Source organism: Lentimicrobiaceae bacterium, assembly GCA_023227965.1.
GTDB lineage: Bacteria > Bacteroidota > Bacteroidia > Bacteroidales > JALOCA01 > JALOCA01.
In genome coordinates this window covers 35638-61767 of the sequence record JALOCA010000019.1, presented here as the reverse complement: position 1 = coordinate 61767, position 26130 = coordinate 35638, and the positions used below count along the sequence as shown (strand labels likewise).

18 protein-coding genes and 1 pseudogene are annotated in these 26130 nt (G+C 42.0%); all 19 read left to right on the top strand.

The genetic code is table 11. The features are described from left to right. Positions 1–405 (top strand): RagB/SusD family nutrient uptake outer membrane protein (locus M0R21_07990; GenBank protein ID MCK9617763.1); only part of this gene is annotated, 405 nt, incomplete at its 5' end. Positions 406–444: 39 nt separating this feature from the next. Continuing rightward, positions 445–3558, top strand: coding sequence for a SusC/RagA family TonB-linked outer membrane protein (locus tag M0R21_07985; protein MCK9617762.1), 3114 nt, complete (start codon positions 445–447; stop codon positions 3556–3558). A 42-nt stretch (positions 3559–3600) separates the two neighbouring features. Beyond that, positions 3601–5364, top strand: coding sequence for a RagB/SusD family nutrient uptake outer membrane protein (locus tag M0R21_07980; protein MCK9617761.1), 1764 nt, complete (start codon positions 3601–3603; stop codon positions 5362–5364). Positions 5365–5421: 57 nt separating this feature from the next. Then, on the top strand, positions 5422–7560 hold the full coding sequence (locus M0R21_07975) for a DUF4838 domain-containing protein (protein ID MCK9617760.1): 2139 nt from the start codon (positions 5422–5424) through the stop codon (positions 7558–7560). Between the two features lie 127 nt (positions 7561–7687). After that, positions 7688–8926 (top strand): right-handed parallel beta-helix repeat-containing protein, encoded by a 1239-nt coding sequence (locus tag M0R21_07970; protein MCK9617759.1) that lies wholly within the window; start codon positions 7688–7690, stop codon positions 8924–8926. Between the two features lie 57 nt (positions 8927–8983). Further along, positions 8984–11728, top strand: coding sequence for a glycosyl hydrolase family 2 (locus M0R21_07965; protein MCK9617758.1), 2745 nt, complete (start codon positions 8984–8986; stop codon positions 11726–11728). A gap of 261 nt (positions 11729–11989) precedes the next feature. After that, positions 11990–12388, top strand: a complete 399-nt coding sequence (locus M0R21_07960) for a hypothetical protein (GenBank protein ID MCK9617757.1) — start codon at positions 11990–11992, stop codon at positions 12386–12388. A gap of 172 nt (positions 12389–12560) precedes the next feature. Next, a complete protein-coding gene (locus M0R21_07955) occupies positions 12561–14117 on the top strand; it encodes a glycosyl hydrolase family 28 protein (GenBank protein ID MCK9617756.1) in 1557 nt (518 codons plus the stop codon). 114 nt (positions 14118–14231) lie between these two features. Continuing rightward, positions 14232–14480 (top strand): annotated as a pseudogene (locus tag M0R21_07950) (SusD/RagB family nutrient-binding outer membrane lipoprotein). 31 nt (positions 14481–14511) lie between these two features. After that, positions 14512–14964, top strand: coding sequence for a hypothetical protein (locus M0R21_07945; protein ID MCK9617755.1), 453 nt, complete (start codon positions 14512–14514; stop codon positions 14962–14964). Beyond that, a complete protein-coding gene (locus tag M0R21_07940; protein MCK9617754.1) occupies positions 14961–16334 on the top strand; it encodes a Gfo/Idh/MocA family oxidoreductase in 1374 nt (457 codons plus the stop codon). Before M0R21_07945 ends, M0R21_07940 begins: the two co-directional genes overlap by 4 nt. Before the next feature lie 58 nt (positions 16335–16392). Continuing rightward, complete coding sequence (locus tag M0R21_07935) at positions 16393–17190, top strand: phytanoyl-CoA dioxygenase family protein (GenBank protein ID MCK9617753.1); 798 nt, start codon at positions 16393–16395, stop codon at positions 17188–17190. A 58-nt stretch (positions 17191–17248) separates the two neighbouring features. After that, positions 17249–18520 carry an MFS transporter gene (locus tag M0R21_07930; GenBank protein ID MCK9617752.1) on the top strand — a complete coding sequence of 424 codons (1272 nt, stop codon included), beginning with the start codon at positions 17249–17251 and terminating at the stop codon, positions 18518–18520. 6 nt (positions 18521–18526) lie between these two features. Further along, complete coding sequence (locus M0R21_07925) at positions 18527–19696, top strand: hypothetical protein (protein MCK9617751.1); 1170 nt, start codon at positions 18527–18529, stop codon at positions 19694–19696. 193 nt (positions 19697–19889) lie between these two features. Further along, positions 19890–20816: a PmoA family protein gene (locus M0R21_07920; protein MCK9617750.1), complete on the top strand. Its 927-nt coding sequence runs from the start codon at positions 19890–19892 to the stop codon at positions 20814–20816. A gap of 227 nt (positions 20817–21043) precedes the next feature. Then, a complete protein-coding gene (locus tag M0R21_07915; GenBank protein MCK9617749.1) occupies positions 21044–21973 on the top strand; it encodes a transposase in 930 nt (309 codons plus the stop codon). Between the two features lie 461 nt (positions 21974–22434). Beyond that, entirely contained in the window at positions 22435–23388 is a 954-nt protein-coding gene (locus M0R21_07910; protein MCK9617748.1) for an IS110 family transposase, read from the top strand. Positions 23389–23393: 5 nt separating this feature from the next. Further along, on the top strand, positions 23394–23675 hold the full coding sequence (locus M0R21_07905; protein MCK9617747.1) for a hypothetical protein: 282 nt from the start codon (positions 23394–23396) through the stop codon (positions 23673–23675). Positions 23676–23970: 295 nt separating this feature from the next. Further along, a complete protein-coding gene (locus M0R21_07900; GenBank protein ID MCK9617746.1) occupies positions 23971–26106 on the top strand; it encodes an alpha-galactosidase in 2136 nt (711 codons plus the stop codon). The last annotated feature ends 24 nt before the right edge of the window (positions 26107–26130 follow it).

Below are 26130 nucleotides of genomic sequence, written 5' to 3'. Positions count from 1 at the left end.
GAGGCTGCCGCGGAGGCAGATAAGTTAGTTGAGGCAATTACAGCTGTAAATGAAATAAGAAGCAGGGCTGGCATGCCGAACTTACCCGCATCGTTAACAAAGGATGAATTGATACTCCGTATCAGGAATGAACGCCGGGTTGAGTTAGCTATGGAAGAAAACCGTTACTTCGATGTTCGTCGCTGGACATTACCTACAGGCGATCTTTCCAAAACAGACAAATGGATTACCGCTATGGAAATTACCAGAAAACCGGATGGTACCTTTACTTATGGTCGTCGTACAGTTCGTGCTGATGAACGTAAGAATTATACCAATAAATTCCTTTGGCTACCCATACCACTGAATGAGGCTAACCGCTTAAAAGCTAGTACAGGTGTGGATTGGCAGAATACGGGTTGGTAGCAGTAATAGTTTTTTAATTGCCTTAAAATGATAAATAAGATGACACATAAATTAACGATAAAAAGAACATTGCTGCTGGCGTTTATGCTCATGTTTTCTTTTGGGACAACAGTTAGCGCCCAGAATCTGGCAGCTTCCTTCAATGGGATTGTTACTGATGAGTTCGGAAAACCCCTCGCAGGCGTAACGATTAATGACGAAAGTGGGAAAACCGGAACATCTACCAATATGAAGGGTGAATACTCGATTATAAACAATGAATACAAGCAGCTTATTTTCTCCTACATGGGTTATACCACAGAAAAGGTGACCACCGGGGGAAATGAACGGATTGATGTTCAGCTAAAATGGGATGCGCACAAAAAAGGTGAAGTTATCCAGTTGGGTTACACATCCCAGTTGCGTAATGATATTTCAGGATCGGTTGCTACCGTTAGTGGCGCAGAACTCGAAAAGTCGCCCGTGGCAAACCTGACACAGGCTTTTGCAGGCCGTCTTGCCGGATTGACGACTCGGGAGACCACTTCAGAATTGTCAAGGGCAAATACCAATTTATATGTACGCGGCCTTTCGGCAGCCAGGGGGAATGAGCCACTTGTTATGATAGATGGAATTATTGTTTCTTATAACAGTAACCAGACACTGGACTACATAAGTGCAAATGAGATTGAATCCGTTACTATTCTTAAGGATGCTTCAACACAGGCGCTTTATGGTATCCAGGGGGCAAACGGGTTAATGGTTATTACAACCAAACGTGGTAAAAAAGGTGGTGTTCAGGTAAAAGCCACTTTTGATCAATCCATGCAGCAGGTAACAACTAAACCAACTTTTTACAGTGCTGCTGATTATGCAGAGATGAGAAATCAGGCAGCCTTCAATGACGGGCATGGTCTGAATTATCTGTTTAGTGATGCGCAAATCGCGAATTACCGCTCTGGTGATGACCCAAAATACCCCAATAACAACTGGTATAACAGGTATATGAAAGATTTTGCGTCTATGCAGCGGATTGGCATTAATGTAACCGGAGGAAATGATAAAGTACGTTATTACTCCAATATCAATTTTATGCATCAGGGTGGTCAGTTTATAACAGACCAAAGCAAATATAACCCCAATGCAAACAATGTTTGGGTAAACTATCGCACAAATGTTGATATGAACCTGAATAAATATTTGAAAGCTTTTGTCCGTTTAAGCGGCAATGTTAAAAGAGAGCGGACGCCCGGCTCAGGTATTGCTGAGGTTTATAGCAGCCTGTTCCAAATTCCGCCGACTGCATACGGGCCTTTAACACCGGAAGTTCTTGATGCAAATACAGGCGCTGTAATTATTAAGGGAGATAAAGTGATTACTACTGAACGTGTAGCCTCGCCTACCTATGGCATGCTTAATCGTACGGGTTATGCGCGGCATACGGTAACCAATATTACCTCTCAGTTTGGCCTTGACCTGGATATGGGTTTTCTTACCAAAGGATTGAATTTGACCGGTATTTTTGCTTATCAGACCAACGCTGTGGGCAGTTTAAGAACTACACAGGATTATGAGCGCTGGGTAAGAAAGGATGATCCGGATAAACTTTCATTTATTAAGAAAGGTGCACAAAATAATACTCCTCTGGCTTACAGTAAAGAGCATTTTTACTATTACCACCTGACTTATAATGCCGCGTTAAACTATAAATATGATTTTGGCAAACACCAGGTTGGCGGTATGGCTTATATGTTTTTTCAAAATCTCACTAAAGCGGATACAGGATCTCCCTGGTTGCTTCCTTATAACCGGGTAAGTTCGGGAGCAGAGGCTACCTACGGTTATGATAACAGATACCTGGTTAAGTTAGATGTAGGTTACTCAGGCTCTGAGCAGTATGCACGTGGCAGTCGTTTTATTGCAACTCCGGCCGTTTCAGGTGCATGGGTAGTATCTAACGAGGCTTTTATGAATGATATGAATTGGTTGAGCAATCTTAAGTTAAGGGCATCTTACGGTAAAACCGCCAATGACCAAAGTGATCTTAACCGTTTTGCTTACCTTGATAACGTAACTGTTAGTGGTGGCGGTCCTATTAAGTATCTTCAATACAATGTCAGTGAAAACCAGGTGGGTAACCCTTATATACAGGCTGAGGTATCTGCCAAGCAAAATTATGGTATCGATTTAGGACTTTTCAACGCATTCTCTGTTTCGGCAGATGTTTTCAAAGAGCGCATGGATAACATGGTGGTTAGTGCTATCTCCACCGTACCGCTTTACCAGGGAATTCCTTTAAACAACTATCCTCAAACTAATGCAGGTACTTTCGAGAACAAGGGTTATGAAATTACTGCCAGTTACAACAAGGCTATCAATCGTGATTTGACCTTCTCTGTTGGAGGTCTGTTTAGCTATGCCAAGAATACCCTCCTTAAGATAAATGAACCCCTTAGGCCCGATGACTATGCCTACAGAAAATGGCAGGAAGGTTACTCTTATGGCCAGGCATTTGGTTACCTGGTGGATTATAGCAATGGGAACGGATTCTTCAACACCCAGGATGAACTGAATAACAGTAATTTAACGTACGGTTTTGGTACGCCGCGTTTGGGAGACCTTAAATATCGTGATTTGAATAACGATGGTAAGATTGATGAGCGTGATAAGGCTCCAATTGGCACAGGTGCTCTGCCGCGGGTAACTTATGGGTTCACAGGCGGCATAAGGTACAAATCATTTGATTTAAGTTTCCTTTTCCAGGGAGTTGGCGACTATTCAACACTAATTGGCGGACAGGGTGTTTGGGAAACGGATTTTGATGGGGTATTCGGTGCATTGCACAAGAATGCATGGACAGCTGAGCGCTACTATGCAAACGAGGAGAAAATTACAGCACCGGCTCTTTCTTTAGCCAAGACAGTCAATCATGAAGCAAGTGATTATATTAACTATAACCGATCCTATTTACGCCTCAAGAATATCGAGTTATCTTATACGCTACCCGCATCTCTGTCAAAAATTATTACGGCAGAGAAAGTAAGATTTTTACTCAGCGGACAGAACCTGATTACCTGGGACAACATGAAGTCTAATGATTTTGGACCGGAAGGCAGTTATGCAGCATTCCCTGTTTACAGGGTTTTCAATATAGGTGTAAATGTTGTTTTCTAAGCAGTCGGATAAAAATTTATAAACCTGAAATATTATTTTAGTATGAAAAAATATAAAATCTTCACAGCCGTACTCGTTTCCGGCCTTCTTTTCTCCTGTAATAAGCAGTTGGATTTACCAAGTGACGGCCGTATAACTATGGACCAGGTATTCAGTGATTATAACAGGATCCGGGGTTATCTCAACTCCTGCTATGGATATTGCCCTGCGCCTTACATGGACCGTTCATCGTTTACCGATGAGGCACAGGATGCGGATGATGTCACACCTGGTTCAAGATACATTAATTGGTATGGTGGCAGTATTACCTCATTAACCTATCCAACCTTTTCGGTTGATGGGGGTTCCTGGGGGCACCTTTATGAAGGGATCCGTAAGTGTAATGTGTTCCTTGAAAGTATCAAAACGGCTGCGGTGTATGCCACTGTGGCAGAAAAAGGGGCATGGACTGCACAGGCCCACACCTTGCGTGCCCTCTACTATTTACAATTGATTAAACGTTATGGAGGGGTACCTATTTTTGATAAGCCTCTGGATATAAAACATGATTTCTCTAAAGACAAGCGTGCAACATTCGCCCAGGTAGTGAAATTTATTCTGGAAGATTGCGATAATGCTTTATCCTATCCCGCCACACGGGATGGGTTCTCCTGGGATATTTATGATAATCAATACGGTATCATGACCCGTGCCGTAGCCTATGCTATTAAATCTGAGGCCGTGACTTATGCCGCGAGCCCCCTGTGGTCTGATGGCACCTATACCTGGGCTCATGCAACAGCCATTAACGCTGAAGCTTTGTCACAATGTTTGGCTAACACTTACAGGCTCTTTAATGAAACACCTGCGCCTAATATTGCACAGAATGCTTATGCCCTCTACCACTTTTCCAGTTCTGATGATCAGCGTGCCAAAGACAAAGAGACCATCTACCATGCTGGTGGACAAATGCAGGTATGGCAGTTGGCAGGAATGCCTACTAATCCGGGTATGGATAAAAGCGGGCCGTGTCCAACACAGGACCTGGTTGATAGTTATGAGATGGCTAATGGCGAGGCCCCTATTACAAGCTATGCTGATGCCAATAAATTAGTTCCGATCGTAAATAGTGCATCAGGTTATGACGAGGCGAACCCTTACAATGGTCGTGATCCCAGATTTTATGCCTCTATTTACTACAATGGTGCAGTGAGGTATTTAGATCAACCCAATGGTAAAAAGGTGGAAACTTTTTTAGGAGGGAACGAAGAGATATCAGCTATCAACCGTAAGAATACCAGAACAGGATATTACCTGCGTAAATTTAACAACTATAAATCCGGCAAAAATAATAATGCTGATGGCTCTATCAGATTGTTCCGTTTGGCTGAACTTTACCTGAACTTTGCTGAATCTGCTTACCAATCAGTTGGCCCGGATGTGGCGGTAACTACAGGAGGCTTTTCCATGAGTGCCAGGGATGCTGTCAGTGCAGTTCGTGTAAGGGCTGGTATGCCTGCATTCCCTGTTGGCATGTCTAAAGATGCTTTTGAGAAAAAGTATCGTAATGAGCGTCGTATTGAACTTGCATTTGAAGAACATCGTTTCTTTGATGTCAGGCGTTGGAAAATCCTGGACCAGACGGATAAGTTTGTTACAGGTATGGGGATTACGAAAACTGGTTCAAACCTTACCTACAAACGCTTCAAGTTCACAGATAGAAACTGTTCATCAACTAAATACCTGATGTATCCGATTGATCAGAATGAAGTTAGTAAGATCATTGGACTTTCCGGAGTTGATTGGCAAAATCCGGGATGGGATTAATCGTTTTGATAAATAATTGAATAATAAAACAACATGTAACATGATAGAGGATCGAAAATGAAAAAAATCAGTATAGTGCTTTTAGTCATTGTATTAACGTTTATAATGGCAGCTTACTCATCCGGGGAAAAAAGCGAATCAACAGACATTCCCACTAAAGCGGCAGCCGACAGTGCTGCGGGCCTAAATGCATTTACCCCCGCGAGGATTGGGCAGGGTCAAATTAAGAGTGCGATAATTAGCATTCAAGCAAAGGACACGACGTTCGGGAAGCAACCGGAACGGAAGGAAGGAGCGGGTTTGGCGTCGGGCAAGCCGTCACCATTACCCAGCATTGTCGAGAATGGGATGGCCAAGGCGGTCATCGTCGTTCCTGACATGCCGCTGGAAGTGGAGAATTATGCGGCAAGCGAATTTCAATATCACGTTCAGAAGTCTACACAGGTAACCTTACAAATCTTGCGTGAGTCCTATTCTTTACCGCAAGGTCTGCTGCCTGTTTATGTGGGACGCACGCAGGCTGCGTTGGCTCTCGGCTTGGATGGCAGCGCAATGGGGCCGCGTTCCTACGCGATTCGGACCACTTCGCAGGGGATTTATATAACCGGACATGACGAAGTCGGTTCTGCCCTGGATTTAACCAAGGATGCTGGAACATTGTTCGGCGTTTATTACATTCTAAGAAATGATTTGGGAGTCAAGTGGCTGTGGCCTGGCGAATTGGGGGAAGATATCCTACAGAAGGCATCATTCTCCATCAATAATTACGCGATCGAGCAAGAAGCGCAACTGCAGCATACCCGTTGGAGAGGAATTGGCAACCGAAGCGCTGATGTAAACGGTGTCTTGCCTTCGATTCAAGCACAATTTCTCAAAGATCAATCTGTGTGGCTTCGCCGCCATGGTTTTGCCGAAGGCGTTAGTTTTGGCTACGGACATGGCTTCACGGATTATTGGAGCCGGTTTAAAGACACGCATCCGGAATATTTCAACTTACTTCCAGACGGTACACGCCGTCCTAATCACCCCTTCTATCCCGGAGAAGGACGCTTGATTTCCATGAACGTTGGGAATGAAGGATTGCAAAATCAGGTCATTACCGACTGGTTGGCTAAGCGGACGGACAAGAAGGGGTGGGTCAACGGGATTGAGAATGATACGCCGGGATTAGACCGTTCGCCGGAGACGCTTGCCCTTGACAATACAAGCGTTCCGTATAAGGCGCCGATAGGCAAGGAAGATCTCTATTTGCCATATTCTTTGTCGGACAGATATGCTAAATGGTATTTTGCACTTCAACAAAAAGCAAGACTTCATGATCCCGCCGCCAAAGTAATCGGGTATGCTTACGAAAATTACAGCGCTCCGCCTGTTGATACACAATTGAATCGTGATATTGTCATTGGTATTGTTCCGACTCAAATTTATCCTTGGAATGATCAAAACACACAGGATTTTAAAACACAGTGGGGCGGGTGGTATGACGCGGGGGCTTCGCTTTATTTAAGACCCAATTACACGCTTGCAGGCCATAACATGCCGATCCAATACGCCAAGCGTTTTGGGGAAGAATTCTCTTATGCTTATTCCCGCGGAATGATCGGGACGGATTTTGATTCGATGACAGGCATGTATGCTGCGCAAGGACCGAGTCTTTATATGGTTGCACGTATGAATGAAGATGCAGAAAAAGGCGTCCAGTCGATACTTAATGAGTACTATGAAGCGTTCGGTTCCGCCAAAGATAAAGTCCAACAATATTTCGATTTTTGGGAATCCGTTACGGAACGGGCGGGGCAGACGTACCTTGCCTTGGATGCCTCCACCAAGGATGTTGGCAGCATTTTTGCTAATTTCCATAGGCTGACTGATTTATTGTTTACCGCTGCTGATTTCAACGAGGCTCATACCTTATTGAACGAAGCAAAAGCGTTGGCTGGAGGCAATGCCAGAGCCGTGCAGAGAATCGAGTTTTTGGAAAAAGGGCTGGTCGATGCAGAGATGACTAGACAAGTAATGGTTGCACGCAGGCTTGCAATGGCAGATCCCGCTAAAGAATCCGACCTCATCAGGGCTGTGCAATTGCTGGATAGCTATAGACTTACCATTGCTTCCTCGAATGCCGTCAACATTTGGTATGCAACCTGGGCCGAGAATAGAACCATCAGGCAATACCGTGGTGGAATTATCCGGTAAAAAATCAGATGATGGTTTGGACCGGAACGAAGCCAATGTAAAAGGAAGGCTGGGTATTTTGAGGTGGAGATATATGAGTGAGAGAAATGATGAATGAGGACAATGAAGAATTATTAAGATTAAAAAAATGAACTATTTAGCAATTTTTGCCAGAGCTCCGGTTGTCTTATTATTTTTATTTGCCGATTGCAAAAGAGAGGATTCCGTGGTAAAGACCTATACATTAAATGTAACAGCAATCAACGGAACTGTTGTAAAAAATCCGAATCTGGCAGTTTACAATATAGGAGATATAGTACAGCTAACTGCAACGTCAAATTCAGGTTATACATTTACATCATGGAGCGGTGATGTTACGGACTCCACGAATCCATTATCAGTTACTATGAATGCGAATAAAAATATCACGGCAAATTTTACAATACCGGTTAATGTCAATGTGAAGAGTACAGGAGCGACAGGTAATGATAGTACCGACGACACAAAGGCGATCCAAACAGCCATAGATCAAGTTGCCGGCACCGGCGGAACCGTGTTAATACCTGCCGGCACCTATATGATTAATGCGGTTACATCCCTTAATCTAAAAAGCGATATGACCCTGAAAATGGAGAGTGGCGCTATACTTAAAGCAATACCAAACAATAATGGCCAGTATAATATTATTAAGCTTAGTAGTGTAACAAAGGTTAATATAGTCGGAGGTACGTTACAGGGGGAACGTGCAAGCCATTTAGGTACTACAGGTGAGTGGGGAATGGGTATTGGTATCTATGGGTCCAGTGATGTGATATTAAATAATATTACTGCTAAAGATTGTTGGGGGGACGGGTTTTATATAGGGGGAACTATAACATCAACTAATATTACACTGGATAACGTAATTTCTGATAATAATCGCAGACAGGGGTTATCTATTACATCGGCAGATGGTGTGGTAGTAAAAAACTCTGTATTTAAAAATACAAATGGCACTGCACCTATGGCTGGTATAGATATTGAACCAAATGCGGGTAGGGTTGCTAGAAATGTACTGATTATTGACAATGACTGTTCAAATAATCAAACTTGTGGCATTATAGTACAAACAAACAATGCAACCGTTACAAATAATAATGTACATGATAATGGGAGTGGTATTTTGATAATTCAAGGCGCATCAGAAAATAGAGTAACTAATAATACTGTAACTAATAATAATCGATTGTTCTCTCCTGGCTTTTCCTGGTATCATAATGGTGGTATAACTATAACTACAAAAGCAACAGGTAATACCATTACTGGAAACACTGTAAAAGGTAATAAACCCCATAATATTTACGATGCTGTTGGTGGCAATACGATTAGTGGTAATATCGTGGATTAAAATCTTTCTGAACCCCTTTTGCAGAAAAAAAATATAATGCTGGTAACAATAAATAGTATGAAAAAAATTACACTGGTTGCATTTTTAGTAGCATGTTTGGTTTCATCGCATGCACAAATTCAATGGCCCGCAATTACCAAAACAGCTAAACCCTGGACTTACTGGTGGTGGATGGGAAGCTCGGTAACCAGGCAGGGAATAACCCAAAACCTTGAAGATTTGCATACTGTCGGGATTGGAGGCGTACACATCATCCCTATTTATGGGGAAAAGGGAGATGAGCACAATTTTGTAAAGTATCTTTCTCCCGAATGGATGGAGCTACTAAAACACACTGCCAATGAAGCCAAACGTTTGGGAATGGGGGTTGATATGACTGCCGGTACAGGCTGGCCTTTTGGCGGCCCCAATGTATCGCCCGGGGATGCGGCAAAAGTATTCTATGTGAAAGCAGTTAAAATCAAAGACCATGCAAATGTACGAGACTACCAGAAAACGAATGATAATACAAATTTGTTAGCGTTGGCTGCATACGATGAAAAGGGGAATTATGTGGATATTACTCCCCGGGTGGATTCCGATGGTTTAATTCATTGGGGAGAGGTTCAAAAAACATGGAAAGTCTATGCTGCATTTCAAAGCTTTACACAACAAAAAGTGAAACGCGCAGCGCCGGGAGGGGAAGGGCTGGTCATTGATTATTTTAATGACAGCTCTATTTTAAATTACATGAAAACGTTTGAAGATGCGTTTAACCAGGCTGGAATTGAAAAGGGGAACGTTCGTTCGTTTTATAACGACTCGTATGAAGTTTACGGCGCCAACTGGACTCCCGATTTTTTGCCGGAGTTCAGGAAACGAAGAGGATATGATCTTCTGCCTTATATAAATTACCTGGCTGATACAAGCAATGTAGAAATGAGGCAGCGGGTGGTTACAGACTATTGTGAGACAATATCCGATCTATTGTATGACAGATTCACAAAGAATTGGGTCAAAAAAAGCCATGAAATGGGAATGATAACCCGAAACCAGGCGCATGGTTCACCCGGTAATTTGCTTGATCTTTATGCTTTGGCCGACATACCCGAAACAGAGGCTTTTGGTGCAAGCGGGTTTTTAATCCCTGGCCTTAGACAAGATGCCGATTATGAAGAGGACAGGTTCGGTCGGCCAAATCCACTTACAATGAAATTTGCTTCATCAGCAGCACATGTGGGAGGACGCAAATTAGTAAGTTCGGAAACTACGACATGGTTGGGCGATCATTTCAAAGTGTCGCTTTCGCAAATAAAACCACAAATAGACGAGTTATTTGTCTCCGGGATCAATCATGTGTTTTTCCACGGAACAACTTATTCACCCAAAGAAAAACCCTTTCCGGGAAGGCTGTTCTATGCTTCAACCAATTACGGCCCTTCGTCACACTTTTGGAATGAGTTGCCGGCCTTGACCGGATATATTTCAAAATGCCAAACGATATTGCAACATACGAAACAGGATAATGACATCTTGCTGTATTTTCCTGTGCATGATATGTGGAAGAAGCAAAAGTCGGAACTCATTATTAGCTTGAATGGTGTCCATAATACAAAGGACTGGCTCCAAAGTTCCCCATTTGGCTACTTGGCTCAACGCCTTTGGGCCAATGGCTACACCTTCGATTATATTTCCGATCGAATGATTGCAGGACTGAATGTAGAGGGGAAAACGTTGGTTTCAGGAAAAGCCGGGTACAAAGTGATTGTAGTGCCCTCCATTGAACACATTCCGTTAGAGACCTTAACCCGGCTACGGGATTTGGCCCGAAAAGGGGCCACCATTCTTTTCGAAAAGGATATCCCTGCCGATGTTCCGGGATTGTTTGATTTTGAAAAGAGAAAAGCTTTAGTTGCAGCTATAAGAAATGATATGCTCCTGCTTCCTTCCAATGTTCAGGTAACATCGCAATTGCTTGAATCACTGCCGGGAAAAAGGATTTATGCAGAGGAAATGGTCCGCAAAGGACTTGAATTTGTCCGTAAACAATCCGGAGACAGTACCTTCTATTTCATTGCCAACCTGTCGGACAGGTTCAGCGAAGACTGGGTGCAACTGGCTACCCAATCGAAAGCTATCGAAATTTACGATCCGATAAACGAAAGGCGTGGCAATGCTACCATAAGAAATACCAAAACAGGGACCGAAATTTATTTGCAACTGTATCCCGGTCAATCATGTATTCTTACATGTACTAACAAAAAGATAAAAAAACAAAAATGGGGATACCTGAAAGCTGACGAAACGAACAAACAGGAGATTAAAGGCGAATGGTTGTTAAGGCCCACGCAGGGAGCCCCTGAAATTCCGGCCCCTGTTACCCTTCAGCATCCTGGATCCTGGACAGCTTTAGGAGGTAAATACGAAACCTTTAGCGGCAAAGCAATTTACTCAAACTCATTCGAAGTTTCTGCTGAGCTTCTTTCAGCCAAAGGATTTTTGCTCGATTTAGGCAATGTCCGTGAAACTGCAAGGGTTAAAATTAATGGCAAAGATTTAGGATTAGTTTGGTGTTTGCCAAACAAAATAATGATTCCAGCAGGGATTATCCAGGAAAAAAATACCATTGAAATAGAGGTGACCAACCTCTCATTCAACCGGATTATTCAATTAGACAGGGATGGAGGGAAATGGAAGAATTATCACGAAATTAATTTTGTTAATATCCGCTATCAGCCATTTGACGCTTCAAACAAAAAACCTGAGGATTCAGGCCTATTATCAGAAATTTATTTAACCCCCTTTACAGCAAAAGAGCCATGAATACATTGCGGATTTGGCATAGATGCATTGCGAAACAGATAAACTACTGTAATTAAATATCATCCTCAACCTGAGCCTAATCGAAGGTTACGGTAATTTACATATTAAAATTAAAAAAAAATGAAAATACTTAAGTTATTAGCGATTCTTGTCCTAGCGCCGGGTGCCTTATTTGCCGAGTGCAAAAAAACGAATTCCGTTGCAAGGACCTATACATTAAATGTAACAGCAAGAAGCGGAACTGTTGTCAAAAATCCGAACATGGCAGCATACGATAGTGGAGCTATAGTACAGCTAACTGCAACGCCATTTACATCATGGAGCAGAGATGTTACGGGCTCCACAAGTACATTACCGGTTACCATGAATGCGAATAAAAATATCACGGCAAACTTTAAGGCTATGCAGGTTACTAATGCCGATGTGAAGAGTACGGGAGCAACAGGTAATGGTAGTACCGATGACACAGGGGCGATCCAAGCAGCCATAGATCAGGTTGCCCCCGGCGGAACCGTGTTAATACCTGACGGCACCTATATGATTAACGCGGTTACTTTGCTCAATCTAAAAAGTAATATGACCCTGAAAATGGAGAATGGCGCTATACTTAAAGCATTACCAAACAGTAATACCCACTATAATGCTGGTAACAATAAATAGTATAAAAAAATTACACTGGCTGCATTTTTAGCAGCATGTTTGGTTTCATCGCATGCACAAATTCAATGGCCCGCAATTACCAAAACAGCTAAACCCTGGGCCAGATGGTGGTGGGGGGAGTGCAGTAGATAAGCCTAATTAATATCGAGCAAAATAAAAAGAAAAGAATAAGATGATGAAGAACGTTACCATTCCGGGATGTACATCTCCGCGATTATTGAGTGTAATTAAACTAAGCCGAAAAATAACAGGTGTTTTTTTGTTATGCCTGGCAGCGCATTCCGCTTTGGCTAAAGATTACCTGATCACAAACTTCGGCGCTAAACCGGGCGTAACATTTATAAACACTGAGGCCATCAATAAAGCGATTGATAAATGCTTCAGGGATGGCGGCGGCAGGGTGATCATACCCACGGGCACGTTCAAATCAGGGACTATCATTATGAAAGATAATGTAGAATTGCATCTGGAGATTGCAGCGACGCTTCTTGCCAGCGCTGAATCAAAGGATTTCCCCCGGCAGCCGCAACCTGTGTTCCGCTCTCAAAAAGACCCCGGCGGCTGGCATGCGCTAATTTATGCCGAAGGGGCTAAAAATATCGCTATTACAGGATCAGGTACTATTGATGGTAACGGGGCACAACAAAAGCCCGATCCCAACCTTTTAGGCGGTGACCGGGACGGGCGTCCGCGTAATATTTTGTTTATTTCATGTAAATATATCCGGGTACAGGGGATTAAATTGCTTAACTCCGGGCTGTGGAACCAGCATTATCTGAATTGTGAGGACGTGATCGTTGACCGGATAGAAGTTTATAATCATTCCAACCGGAATAATGATGCTATTGATATTGATGGATGCAGAAGATTCATACTCTCCAATTCTATTCTGGATACTGATGACGATGGCATTACCTTAAAAAGTACAGGAGCCGCGCTAACCGGGGATGTTGTGATCACCAACTGCGTGGTTTCCAGCTTTTGTAATGCGATTAAAGCAGGAACCGAGTCAACCGGAGGGTTTAAGAATATCTCTATCTCCAATTGTGTCATTAAGCCAAGCCGGAATATGAGAACACCTATTTATGGTTTAAAAGGCGGAATTACCGGAATTTCCCTTGAGATTGTAGATGGCGGTTTGATGGAAGGGATAACTATCAGTAATGTGAGTATTGAAGGTACCGCTTGCCCGATCTATATCAGACTGGGGAACCGGGCCAGAAAACATATAGCTGAAGCGCCTGAGCCTCCCATGGGTCAAATGCGGAATATTGCTATCAGCAATGTGACGGCCTGTAACACCGGAAATTACTCTTCTTCCATTACGGCTGTTCCTGGATATTATGTAGAGAATGTATCGCTGTCGAACATTCAATTGTATAATGATGGAGAGGCAGAGAAGGAGGGTTTTATCGCTAAGGCGGAGGATGTAAAAGAAGATGAGAAAGGATATCCGCAGCCTACGGTATGGAAGAACCTGCCTTCATCAGGGTTCTTTATCCGGCATGCTAAAAACGTTCAGATTAACGGATTGATGCTTGGTTTTAAAAAAACAGATCCCCGTGTACCGGTAATAGCAGTAGATGTGGATGGGCTGCAGATAAAGAACATTGCCAAAATTAATAACTCGGGGGCGGATGTTTTCTTTTTTGGAAAGGAAGTTAAAAATTTGGACATTGATGCGCCGGTTGGATGGGAAAAAAGAATAACCAATACTGGTGGAAAATAGTGTATTTTTTTTTACCAGTATTACCTTGCGTAGTTGCCTGCGAATTCAAGGTATTGCTTCCAGTCATATAGGTTTAAAGACAGGATCTCTGATGCATAATAATGCTGATGTAATTTTCCGGATGGTACAGAAGCATGGGCAAATTTTCGCAGAACAGGCTATCCTAAACTTTTCCCGGTTACAGAAAGTCAGAATTACAGCAATGGAACAATCAGCACCGCTATACAAATACGCAGAGAGCCATATCCTTTATTGGAATATACTAACAATAAGGCAGAGGTAGAAAAAGCCATAACACTGTTAGGTGGGCCGGATAATGGAGGTACCCGTGTATGGTGGGATGTACCCGGGCCTAATTTCTAAAACATTTTTAATATTTAAAAAGAGAAATTCAATGAAAATAATAAAAGTTCTTATTCTTCTCCTTCTCACAATATCTGAAATTAGTATTGCACAGAAGTCAGTACAAACAAAGTCAATTGTCAATATCAATATGAATAAAAATATTGGTATAATCCGTCCATTGCATGGAGGCAATCTTGGTCCTGTTAGTGCCCTGAAAGTCCTTGATTTTACTGATTTTTTTAAGGAATGTAAAATACCGTTAGTACGGGTACATGATGTTCCCTGGGTCCATACCTATGCGGTAGATATTACTACAATCTTCCGCGATTTCAGAGCAGACCCTTCAAATGCGGATAATTATGACTTTCGGCAAACGGATGATTATATTGCCACCATTATTAATACAGGGGCCGGCATAGTTTACAGACTTGGGGAAAGCATTGAGTGGACAAAGCGAAAGAATGGGCCCCGGTTAATAGAAAAATTATTTAATGCATTATGACAAAAAGAAGAGATTTTATCAGGAAAAGCGTACTGGGAACTGCCGGAACAGCCATTGGTGGCATAGGGTTCAGTGCCAAGTCTTATGCTTCGATCATTGGTGCAAATGAACGCGTTAACGTTGGGATTGTTGGCATCCGGGGACAAGGCAGGGCCCATATTACGGGCTATTCCAACCTGAAAACGGCAAAAGTAATTGCACTTTGCGACGTGGATAGTAACCTGTTCGATGAGCGGATCAAAAATCATTTCACCGATAAGGGATTGCCAAAGCCTAAGGTTTATGGCGATATGCGGAAGCTTTATGAGGATAAAGATATTGATGCCGTTTCCATTGTAACACCCAATCACTGGCATGCACTGGCCTCGATATGGGCACTACAGGCAGGGAAACATGTATCCGTTGAAAAACCATGTTGCTATAATTTCTTCGAAGGACAGAAATTGGTTGAGGCCGCAGAAAAATACAAACTGATCGTCCAGGATGGCGCCGAACAACGGAGTAACCCGTGCGCCCAAAGCATGGCTGAATATTTGCATAACGGAAAGCTGGGAGAAGTATATATGGCCAAAGGGCTTTGCTATAAATGGCGCGACACAATAGGGAAAACGCCGGAAGAACCCGTACCCGCCGGGGTTGATTATGACCTTTGGTTAGGTCCGGCGCCCAAACGGCCATTCTCTAAAAACAGGTTTCATTACAACTGGCATTGGAATTGGGATTATGGAAACGGGGATATGGGAAACCAGGGTGTACATGAGATGGATATAGCACGATGGGGCTTGGGGGTAACCCTGCCTGTGAAGATCAGTACTGCCGGTGGCCATTTTATGTTCGATGATGACCAGCAAACGCCCAATGACCTGATCGCCGTATTCGAGTTTCCAAATCCTCAGGGAGGTGGCGATAAGAAGAAAATCCTCCAATTCGAAGTACGTCACTGGATTACCAACCGCGAAGGGGTTAACAGTGAGAACAATCAGGCTACGGGCAATACCTATATGGTCAGTGCGGACAATTCGGTCGGAAACCTGTTTTACGGATCAAAAGGATATATGACCAAAAATGTGAACGAGTGGCAGGCATTTTATGGGAAAGAACGGGTAGCAGGGGAAAAGGGAAGCGGCCTGGGCGACCATTATGGAGATTTTATCGATGCAATCCGTGCCAATGACCAAAAACTTGCCAAAGGGGATATTCGGGAAGGATTCTATTCCTGCGCACTGATGCACCTCGGTAATATCTCCTACCGTTTGGGAAAAAGCCTTGAATTTGATCCTGTAAAGATGAAGTTTATAAATGACCCCGAAGCAGATGCAATGCTAACACGGCAATATCGAAAACCTTTTGTTGTTCCGGACAATGTCTGACATACTGTCTGTTAATAACAACAGATACTCATCATACAAAACGCTTAAAAAAATTAGGATGAATTACAGAAAATTAACACAACAAGACAAGGAGGATTATGATCAGGATGGTTATTTGCTTGTATCGTCTATGTTCTCTTCGAAAGAAATCGAACTGCTGTATGGTATTGCAATAAATGATGAAGTGATCAGTAAAAAAAGTTACGACCGGGGAGATAAGGAAGGGCTGAGAACTAAACTTGCTTTGTGGTATTCGCTTGATGATAGTATTTATAGTTTACTGGCCCGTTCAGAAAGGATTGTTAACGGGGTAGAACTGTTCCTGGAAGGCGAACCGGCGCATTTCCATTCAAAATTAATGCAGAAAGAGCCAAAAGTCGGTGGCGCCTGGGAGTGGCACCAGGATTATGGCTATTGGTATCGTGATGGGTTCCTCTTCCCCCATATGCTTAGCGTCCTCACCGCACTGACTCCTGCCAATAAAGAGAATGGTTGCCTTCAGGTAATTAAAGGCTCGCATAAATTAGGACGTATAGAACATGGTTTTACAGGAGAGCAGGTTGGGGCAAACCAGGAAAGGGTAGATGAGATATTAAAAGTTATGGAACTTGTATATGTTGAAATGAATCCCGGGGATACGCTTTTTTTCCATAGCAACCTTCTTCATCGTTCAGATCGCAATAACAGTACCGGGCCTCGCTGGTCCCTGATATCTGCCTATAACAGAAAAGACAATAAACCTTTTAAAGAAGGAAATAAGTCTTCGTATACTGCTATTACAAAAGTTCATGATAGTGCTATTCTTGAGTATAAGGGTGGAAGCATTTCAGAAGATACGGATTTCTTAATTAAATAATCTACTACCGACAGATAAGTGTGCATTAATGCACCATGTCTTTATTTCCCAATATCAAATGGAAAAGAAAATAAATTATCAGGGTATTAGATGGGTAGTTCTATTATTCCTCTTTTTTGCCACTATTCTGCTGTATCTCGACCGTTCTGCCCTGGGTATCATGGCTCCATTTCTGCAAAAAGACATTGGCTGGAGTGAACAACAATATGGTAATATTAATACCGCTTTTATGATGGGGTATGCACTTTGTTTTCTGATTATGGGTGTGTTTGTTGATAAAATAGGGACCAAGGCAGGATATGCCATATCTGTAGGAATGTGGGCAATAGCCCAGGCTTCTACTGTTTTTGCGAAAACCTGGATTGGATTTGCTTATGCCCGCATTGGATTGTCCATTGGCCAATCAGGTAATTTCCCTGTTGCAAATAAAGTAGTGGCGGAGTGGTTTCCAAAAAAAGAACGTGCACTGGCTGTTGGTCTGTTCAACGGGGGAGCTAATGTTGGAACCCTGACATCTCCACTTATTATCCCAATTGTTGTTTCGGCATTTAATAACGATTGGAGAGCAGCTTTTATCTGGACGTTGCCAATTAGTGGGATATGGATTTTATTATGGTTGCTATTTTACAAAAAACCTGAAAACCATAAGTTAGTCAGTAAAGATGAACTTGAATATATTAACAGTGATAGCCAGCATGAAACTACCGGAAAAATAAGCTGGTCTGTTTTACTGAAAACGAGGGAAGTATGGGGTATTGGTGTTGGTAAATTTTTGACCGATCCTATCTGGTGGTTCTATCTGTTCTGGGGGGCCAAATTTCTTAATGGGAAATTCGGTTTAAATTTAAAAGAGATTGGACTTCCATTTTTTGCAATATATCTCATTTCATGGGCAGGTGGGATATTTTTGGGCTGGTTATCATCAAAATTCCTTAAAATGGGCTGGTCGATGAACAAGGGAAGAAAGATGGGATTTTTAATTTGCGCTACTTTTGCCTTACCTGTAATGTTTGTTCCTCATGTAGATAATATGTGGTTGGCAGTAGCCTTGATTGCAATTGCTGCCGGAGGTCATTGCGGATGGTCAGCAAACATTTTCAGCCTGATGTCAGACATTTTCCCACGGAAAGCAACTGCATCGATCACCGGAATAGGAGGTTTTGCAGGCGCTGTTGGTGGAGCGCTGATCGCTCAGTTGGTTGGTGGATTACTCCAAAACCTGGGAATGGATGGTTATGTAATACCTTTTCTTATAGCATCATTAGGCTATTTTATTGCTCTCGCCCTAATGCATATATTAATTCCAAAAATAAAACCGTTAGATTTATAAATGGTAATGAAAAGTTCTGAAAGATTAAATATAACACTCAACCACAAAGAACCTGACAGGGTGCCATATGACTTGGCCGGAACAACTGTTACAGGAATCAATAAGAAAGCTTTTGTGAGGGCAATGGAGTATCGTGGATTATCCCCTGAATTCGATAAAAAAGAGATTGATCCTATCCAGCAGATTGTTACACCAATTGAAGACACTTTAAAACAACTAAAATCTGATACCAGACGTATTGGTTCACGAAGGATTCCGGACTTTGAAAAAATAGTCACTGTGAAAGATGGTAAATTGGAACTTACAGATAGTTGGGGATGTCTCTGGAAAATGGATGAATCGAAAGACTTCTATTTCAATCAGTTTACTTTTCCACTGGAACAGTTTTCTTCCATTGATGAAGGATTGCAAAATTATCGGTTTCCTGTACTGGGTTATCATTCAGATCTTATCCGAAGTGATTTGTCAGAACAGATACAGAATATTTATGACTATGGAGTGATCGCTGACAGAAATTGTGCGGGCCTAACAGAAACATCATTGCGGATAAGGGGATATCAGAATTGGTATTTGGATACCATGATTGACCCTGCAGGTGTAGAAAAACTACTTGATCTGATCCTCGAATACAAATTCAATTACTGGGATCTGGTTATTGACTGGCTGATTGAAAATAACCTTCAGAACAGGGTAAGTGTACTATCTGAATGTGATGATCTTGGAACACAAACCTCCACCTTATTGGAACCGGATTATTTACGAAAGACGATAATACCAAGGTTTGGGTTGCTGTGGTCGCATATCAAAAAGAGATTGCCTCACATTAAAATATTTATGCATACCTGTGGCTCAGTTCGTGTATTACTTCCGGATTTAATAGAAGCAGGATTGGATATTCTTAACCCTGTTCAGTTCACAGCTACAAATATGGATCTAAAAGGTCTGAAAAACGATTTTGGGAATGACCTCGTATTTTGGGGAGGTGGTGTTGATACACAATCTACTTTGAAAAATGCCCGCCCTGAATATGTAAAAGATGAGGTAAGAAAAATACTAGATATTATGGCTCCCGGTGGAGGATTCGTATATGCCCCTGTACATAATATTCAGGAAGATGTGCCTCCGGAGAATTTCTGGGCTATGTGGGATACTCTCATGGAATATGGGAAATATTAAAATGATCCATCTACTATAAAGTATAAACAATAAAACTAATTTGAACATTATGAAACAACAATCAATCACAATTATACTGTTAACTGTTTTTTTGTCCTTCTCATGTGGAATAAATTCCTCGAAAAAGGATCAAAAAGGCCGGGATTTAAAAATCGTTTTTATTAATCAGGAGAGTGAAAAAAAGATCGATGTCATGATTGACGGAAAACTTTTTACATCATATTGCTGGTTTGACAATGTCTCTAAGCCCGTACTCTACCCGGTGTTTACCTCTGCCGGCACCGAAATTACACGGGGATTTCCGTTAAAACAAAGAGCTGGTGAACGAAATGATCATCCACATCAGATCGGGATATGGCTAACCTACGGAAATGTTGACGGCAATGATTTCTGGGGAAATGGTTCGCAAGGTTTGGGTACAAAAAATGCCAATGGCGGCATAATAAAAAATGTTAAAGTTGATAAATTATCCGAAAGGACAGGCGAAGGTGTTCTGGTTACCTCTGGGAGCTGGGCCGATTCAACAGGCAATGAACTCCTGTCGGAACATTCCGAATATCATTTCATTGCCGAGGGATCAACCCGTATCATTGACCGTATTACCACTTTAACTGCCACCGGCAACACTGTAACTTTTAAAGATACCAAAGAAGGCATGTTTGGTATTCGTGTTGCGCGTCAACTCGAGCTTCCATCCAAAGAGGATGTTACACTTACCGATGCCCAGGGTAATCCTACCACAGTGAAAGCATTGTCTAACGAAGGTGTTACCGGTAATTATATAAGCAGTGAAGGGATTAAAGGGGAAGCGGTCTGGAGCACCCGTGCCAGATGGATGGATCTGTATGGGAGTATTGGTGACGAAAAAATCTCATTGGTAGTGTGTGATCATCCTAAGAACCAAAGTTATCCTACTTACTGGCATGCCAGAGGATACGGATTATTTGCAGCAAATCCATTTGGGGCGAAGGATTTTACTGAAGGGAAAGAAGAATTGAATCATAATATTCCAGCCGGCGGATCCTTAACTTTAAAATACAGGATCATTGTAAATTCCGGGTCTCATTTAACTGATGCTGAAATTAACGCTTATGCAGACGAGTTTGCAAAGAAATATTAATATGAACATCTCAAAAACCTATTGTTAATAAATATGTCCAGATGTAAAAAATCATCTTTTAATGTATTGATTAAATATATATAAAGGAGGGAGCAATAATTAGGTTTTTAGAAAACCATTTAATACTTAAAAAAGTAAAATAAAAGTGCAAGAAAGTGATGTAAATTGTTTATCTTTAAGGTGTTGAATAAAAAACACAAACAAAAAAAACATCCGCCAGCTGGCGGATGGAAAGTACAAAGAAAAAATTGAACAGCCAATCAAAAATCGTTAAAGCCTCATTTTCAGGCAGTAACATTACAAAGTATTCAGGACTAAATACAGTGGCTAAATATATGAACCGTCAAAGCATTGTAAAAGGCTTAGGTAAAACGTTTCCCACAGTGTGGCACAACGCAACAAAGTTTGGTGTCAACCAGATTTTGATGGCAATCACGTTGTCCCCGATCAGTGGAATAAGCCGGATTTGCAGGATAGCTACATTTAGTGGGGATGGTTTGGTAAAAGTATTATTGAAATTGGATAAGGCAATAAACGAGAACGCTATATCTGCAACCTTGAAGACCCTGGGGCAAAGCGGTGCACGAAAACTTCAAATGTTGTTGCTATCAAAAAACGCCCAATGGTTGCATGAAAGCAGACTTGAAAGTATCACACTTGATGCCGGTTCAACTGTTAAATCAGTCTGTGGCAACCAGGAAGGGGCAGCGAAAGGATTTAACACAACAAAAAAAAGGGCAAAAAGCTACCATCCGCTTCTGGTTTTTGCAAGTGAGATGAAACTGCTTTATCATACATGGTTCAGAACAGGTTCAGCCCATACTTCCAATGGGATTGTTGATTTCCTTAAAGAAGTCAAAGCCAGCTTACCAAAAAACATAGTAAAAGTATTTTTTCGTGCTGATAGCGGGTTCTTCTCAGGAGGACTCTTCGACTCGTTGGAATCTTTTTGCTGGGATTATCTGGTGAAGGTAAAATTAAAAAACCTGGAGAAATTACTTCAGTCACAAACATGGTTAGAGATCAAAGGCAAAAAAGATGTTGCGACATGCGAGTTCAGTTATACGGCAAAGGGATGCGCCAAAGTAAAAATAAATTTAAAAAACAGGAACACCGCAGTTTTATTGATTGGTTTATTGCAGTGCCTGCCAAAATAACCATTAGTGGACATCAAATTGAATCAACGATCGCGAACACCTATAAAAACAAACAATTTAGTGAGCAATTGAGAATGTATGAACACCATTTTTACAAAGATGCCTGGGAAGAGCTTGACAAGCTCATCGAAGCGGCGTAAAGACAAAGAAAGGAGGAAAACATGAGGATCAACACGGGAGTGTATGGGCGAAATATGCCCCCATAGTTTAAAAATCAGCAAATAGAGGGTGAATACCCCCGAGAGCAATGGCCGTACAGAAGATTCAATGCGTGGAGTTAAACTAATTTGACCGCAAATGAATGGTTTTTGCTCATACACCGGAATATTTTCGGTTCAAAAAATTCAAATTATATATTTAAGTAATAAGTATTATGAAACCCTCATGACCGACTCCGTTCGCCAAAGATAATGAAAAGGGTGCTACCTTTGCCATGGTATTCACCCTAAAGATCATTAACTATGGCATCAGAAGTTTACTTTGAGCAAGTCGTAGCCAAGGGTTGCGGACTTGACGTACACAAGGATACGGTTGTAGCGACCGTTTCCGGGACAGCAATAAAGACAGAAACGCGAACGTATTCCACGTTCACATGTTCTTTGACAGAATTGAGAGAATGGTTATTATCCTTGGGCATAACGCATGTCTCAATGGAGAGCACAGGAGTTTACTGGAAACCTGTTTTTAACATCCTGGAGGGGTATGGCATGACTATCCTGATCGTCAATGCCCGCCACATCAAGTATGTTCCAGGACACAAGACTGACAAAAAGGATAGCGCATGGATATGCAAGCTACTTTTGGCAGGATTGCTCAAGGTGAGCTTTGTTCCTCCGGCTGAGATACGTAACCTGCGTGACAGGACCCGATACAGGCGCAAGCTGGAAGGTGCAATTACTGCAGAGAAGAACCGTATGATACGGATACTTGAAGATGCAAATATCAAGCTATCCACGGTACTCTCTAAAGTGCACGGCACAAGCGGCACAAAGATCATCAATGCCATGCTGGCTGGAGAAACCAATCCAGAGGTGTTGGTAAAGCTATGCCACTGGCGTGTAAAAACCGATAGGGAGGAAATCAAGCTTGCCTTGGAGGGTAAGCTAACCGACCACCATAAGTTCATGCTTCGGATGATAAAAAAAGACATCGATCAGACGGAGGCACTTATCAACGACCTGGATAAAGAAATAGCGAATCAGCTGCAGCCATATGCCGAGGAGTTGAGCCTGATAAAACAGATTCCAGGTGTTGGTGAGCAAACCGCTGGGGCACTTATTGCAGAGATAGGGGTGAACATGGAAGCATTTCCAGATGAGAAGCATCTCGCTTCATGGGCAGGTATGAGCCCCGGCAACAATGAGAGCGCGGGTAAAAAAAAAGTGGCAGGACCACGCATGGCAACAAAAGCGTAAAAGCAGTGCTGACAGAATCGGCATGGGCAGCATCCAGGACAAAGAACACATTTCTTAGCTCCAAGTACAAACGGCTGGCAGGCAGAAGAGGCAAAAAAAGAGCCATAGTAGCAGTAGGACATGCAATCCTAACCATAGCCTACCACCTGATAAAGGAGAAGAAAGGTTTTCAGGAATTGGGTGCGACCTACATTGATGAGAAGAAACGGGAAGGACAAATCAAGTACTTCCAAAAGAGGTTGCAAGAACTCGGAGCGGAGAATCCCGATATAAAAGAAAGCGCATAAGCGCAATTCCCTAAGGTCGATTTTTACTGGAACATCTCCGGATGAATCCGAATATGAAACTGACCTAAAAAAGCCAAGAGGCAAAGACTGTGACTCGAACACGCGCATGAAATTTTAAACACCTTGGCTTTTCAATAAAATTGCCCGTACAACTAATACCCATTCTCTCAATCTCTAATTTGAAAGGATGCGAATCCTTATTGCTGTCAAAATCGAATTACAGTATTTATTAACCATTTTAAAGGGGAAAGTCCCCATTAATTTTCACATGAAAAAAATAAAAATATTTTTAGTCATGGTTTCAGTTTTTTTAATAACAGAAACGAATGGGCAGCAACAGAATGTTAACACTTCCCTTTTGTTGAAGGAGAGTGGGTTGAAAATAAACTTTGAGGTATATAATGAAAAGTATTTGCGTTTGCGAAATATGCTTCCGGAAACTTACGTCTTCGGTGAGAAATCATTTCCAATAACAAATCAAACGGGATATGAGGTTTCTATGTATTGTTCAGGAGAGGAAAATCGAACCATTCATTTCGGAGACCCCGGTATGCGGCTGATATTCATCGGGAAAGAGGAAAAAAAATTGCAAAACGGAAAGCAAATCATCCTGATCCAGAGAGATCCTGTAAAAAACCTTCGCGTAGAATCTTTTTATGAGTTTAATAATGCTTCGCCGGTGGTTAGGAGATATACCAAAGTGGTAAATGAAGGTAAGGAGGATGTTGGAATAGAATACTTAAGTTCTGCCGTGTTATACAATTATAATGAAATTCCGGAGGAATTGGATAATGAAATAAAAGTTCATTTTGCTTATAATAACTGGAGCCAGGAAGCGCAATGGAAAAGCTATAAACCATCTGAACTGGGTTGGAACTACAACGGTAGCGTATATCGGGGTACTGTCTCTTTTAGTAGTATAGGTTCCATGTCAACCCATAAATACCTACCCATGGGGATGATTGAAAATACCCGAAACGGTTTAATCTGGTTTTGGCAAATAGAGCATAACGGATCGTGGCACTGGGAGATGTCAGAAGCCGCAGACAAAAGCACTTATCTTTACCTTGGCGGGCCGGATGAGCAAAATGGGCATGCATGGAAACTTTTGAAACCCGGTGAGTCTTACCAAACGGTACCCGTAGCTTTGGGTTGTGTAAAGGGAGGGTTTAATGAAGCCATAGCTGCTCTTACACAATATCGCCGTTCAGTTGTTGTCAGACCCCACCAGGATAACCAAAAATGCCCTGTCATTTTTAATGATTATATGAACTGTTTGTGGGCAAAACCAACAACGGAAAAAGAGATGCCACTGATTGAAACGGCATCAAAACTAAAAATTGACTATTTTGTGATTGACGCGGGTTGGTACGCGGAGCTCAATGAAACCTGGTGGGACGGTGTAGGATTGTGGCAACCTTCAAAAACCCGCTTCCAGGGCGGATTGAAAAAACTTTTGGATGATATAAAAAGCAAAGGAATGATACCCGGCCTTTGGCTGGAGATTGAAGTTGCGGGCATCAATTCACCTTTAAAAAGTAAACCGGACAATTGGTTTTTAATGAGACACGGTAAACGTGTAATTGATGGCGGCCGTTACCTTTTGGATTTTCGTAATCCTGAAGTTATAGCGCATGCCAATGAAGTTATTGATCGTCTGATTAAAGATTTTGGTATTGGATACTTCAAAATTGATTATAATTCAAAGGAGTTAATTGGAACAGAAACGAATGCAAGTAGTGCCGGCCAAGGCATGCTCGAGCATAACCGGGCTGTTATTCAATGGTATAAAAGTGTTCTTGACAAATATCCCGATTTGATAATAGAAGCTTGTGCCAGTGGAGGCAACAGAATGGATTATGCTATGTTATCACAGACTCAGATCGTATCCTCTTCTGATCAGCAGGATTACAGGAAATACCCGGCTATTCTGGTAGGAGCACTTGCTGCGGTTCTTCCGGAACAACTGGGAATATGGTCCTATCCTCTTCCAAATGGAAATGCAAAGGAAGCTTCTTTCAACATGGTAAATGGAATGTTATGCCGCTTGTACCAAAGTGGCTTAATATCAAAACTGCCTGTTGAAAGTTACAAGCAAGTGAAAAAAGGAATTGAGCTATATAAATCTACATTGGCACCTTTCATTCCCAGGTCTGTTCCCTTCTTCCCTTTAGGAATGCCATCCATGTCAGATATCTATAAGCCGATAGCAGTAGGATTACAGCAGAATAATAAAGCGTTTATTGCTGTATGGCGTCTAAAAGGAAACCAAAAAATTTCTGTACCATTACCTGAAAGGGCCGATAGAGTAAATCTTATTTATCCGGATGACCTTGGCATAAAAGTAACTAAAAAAGGAAGTTCTTTACAGGTCGTCTTCCCAGATGAATATATGGCTTGTATTGTAGAAATTGAGTTTAAACAAGATTAATCAAAAAAGACAGAAAACTACAAT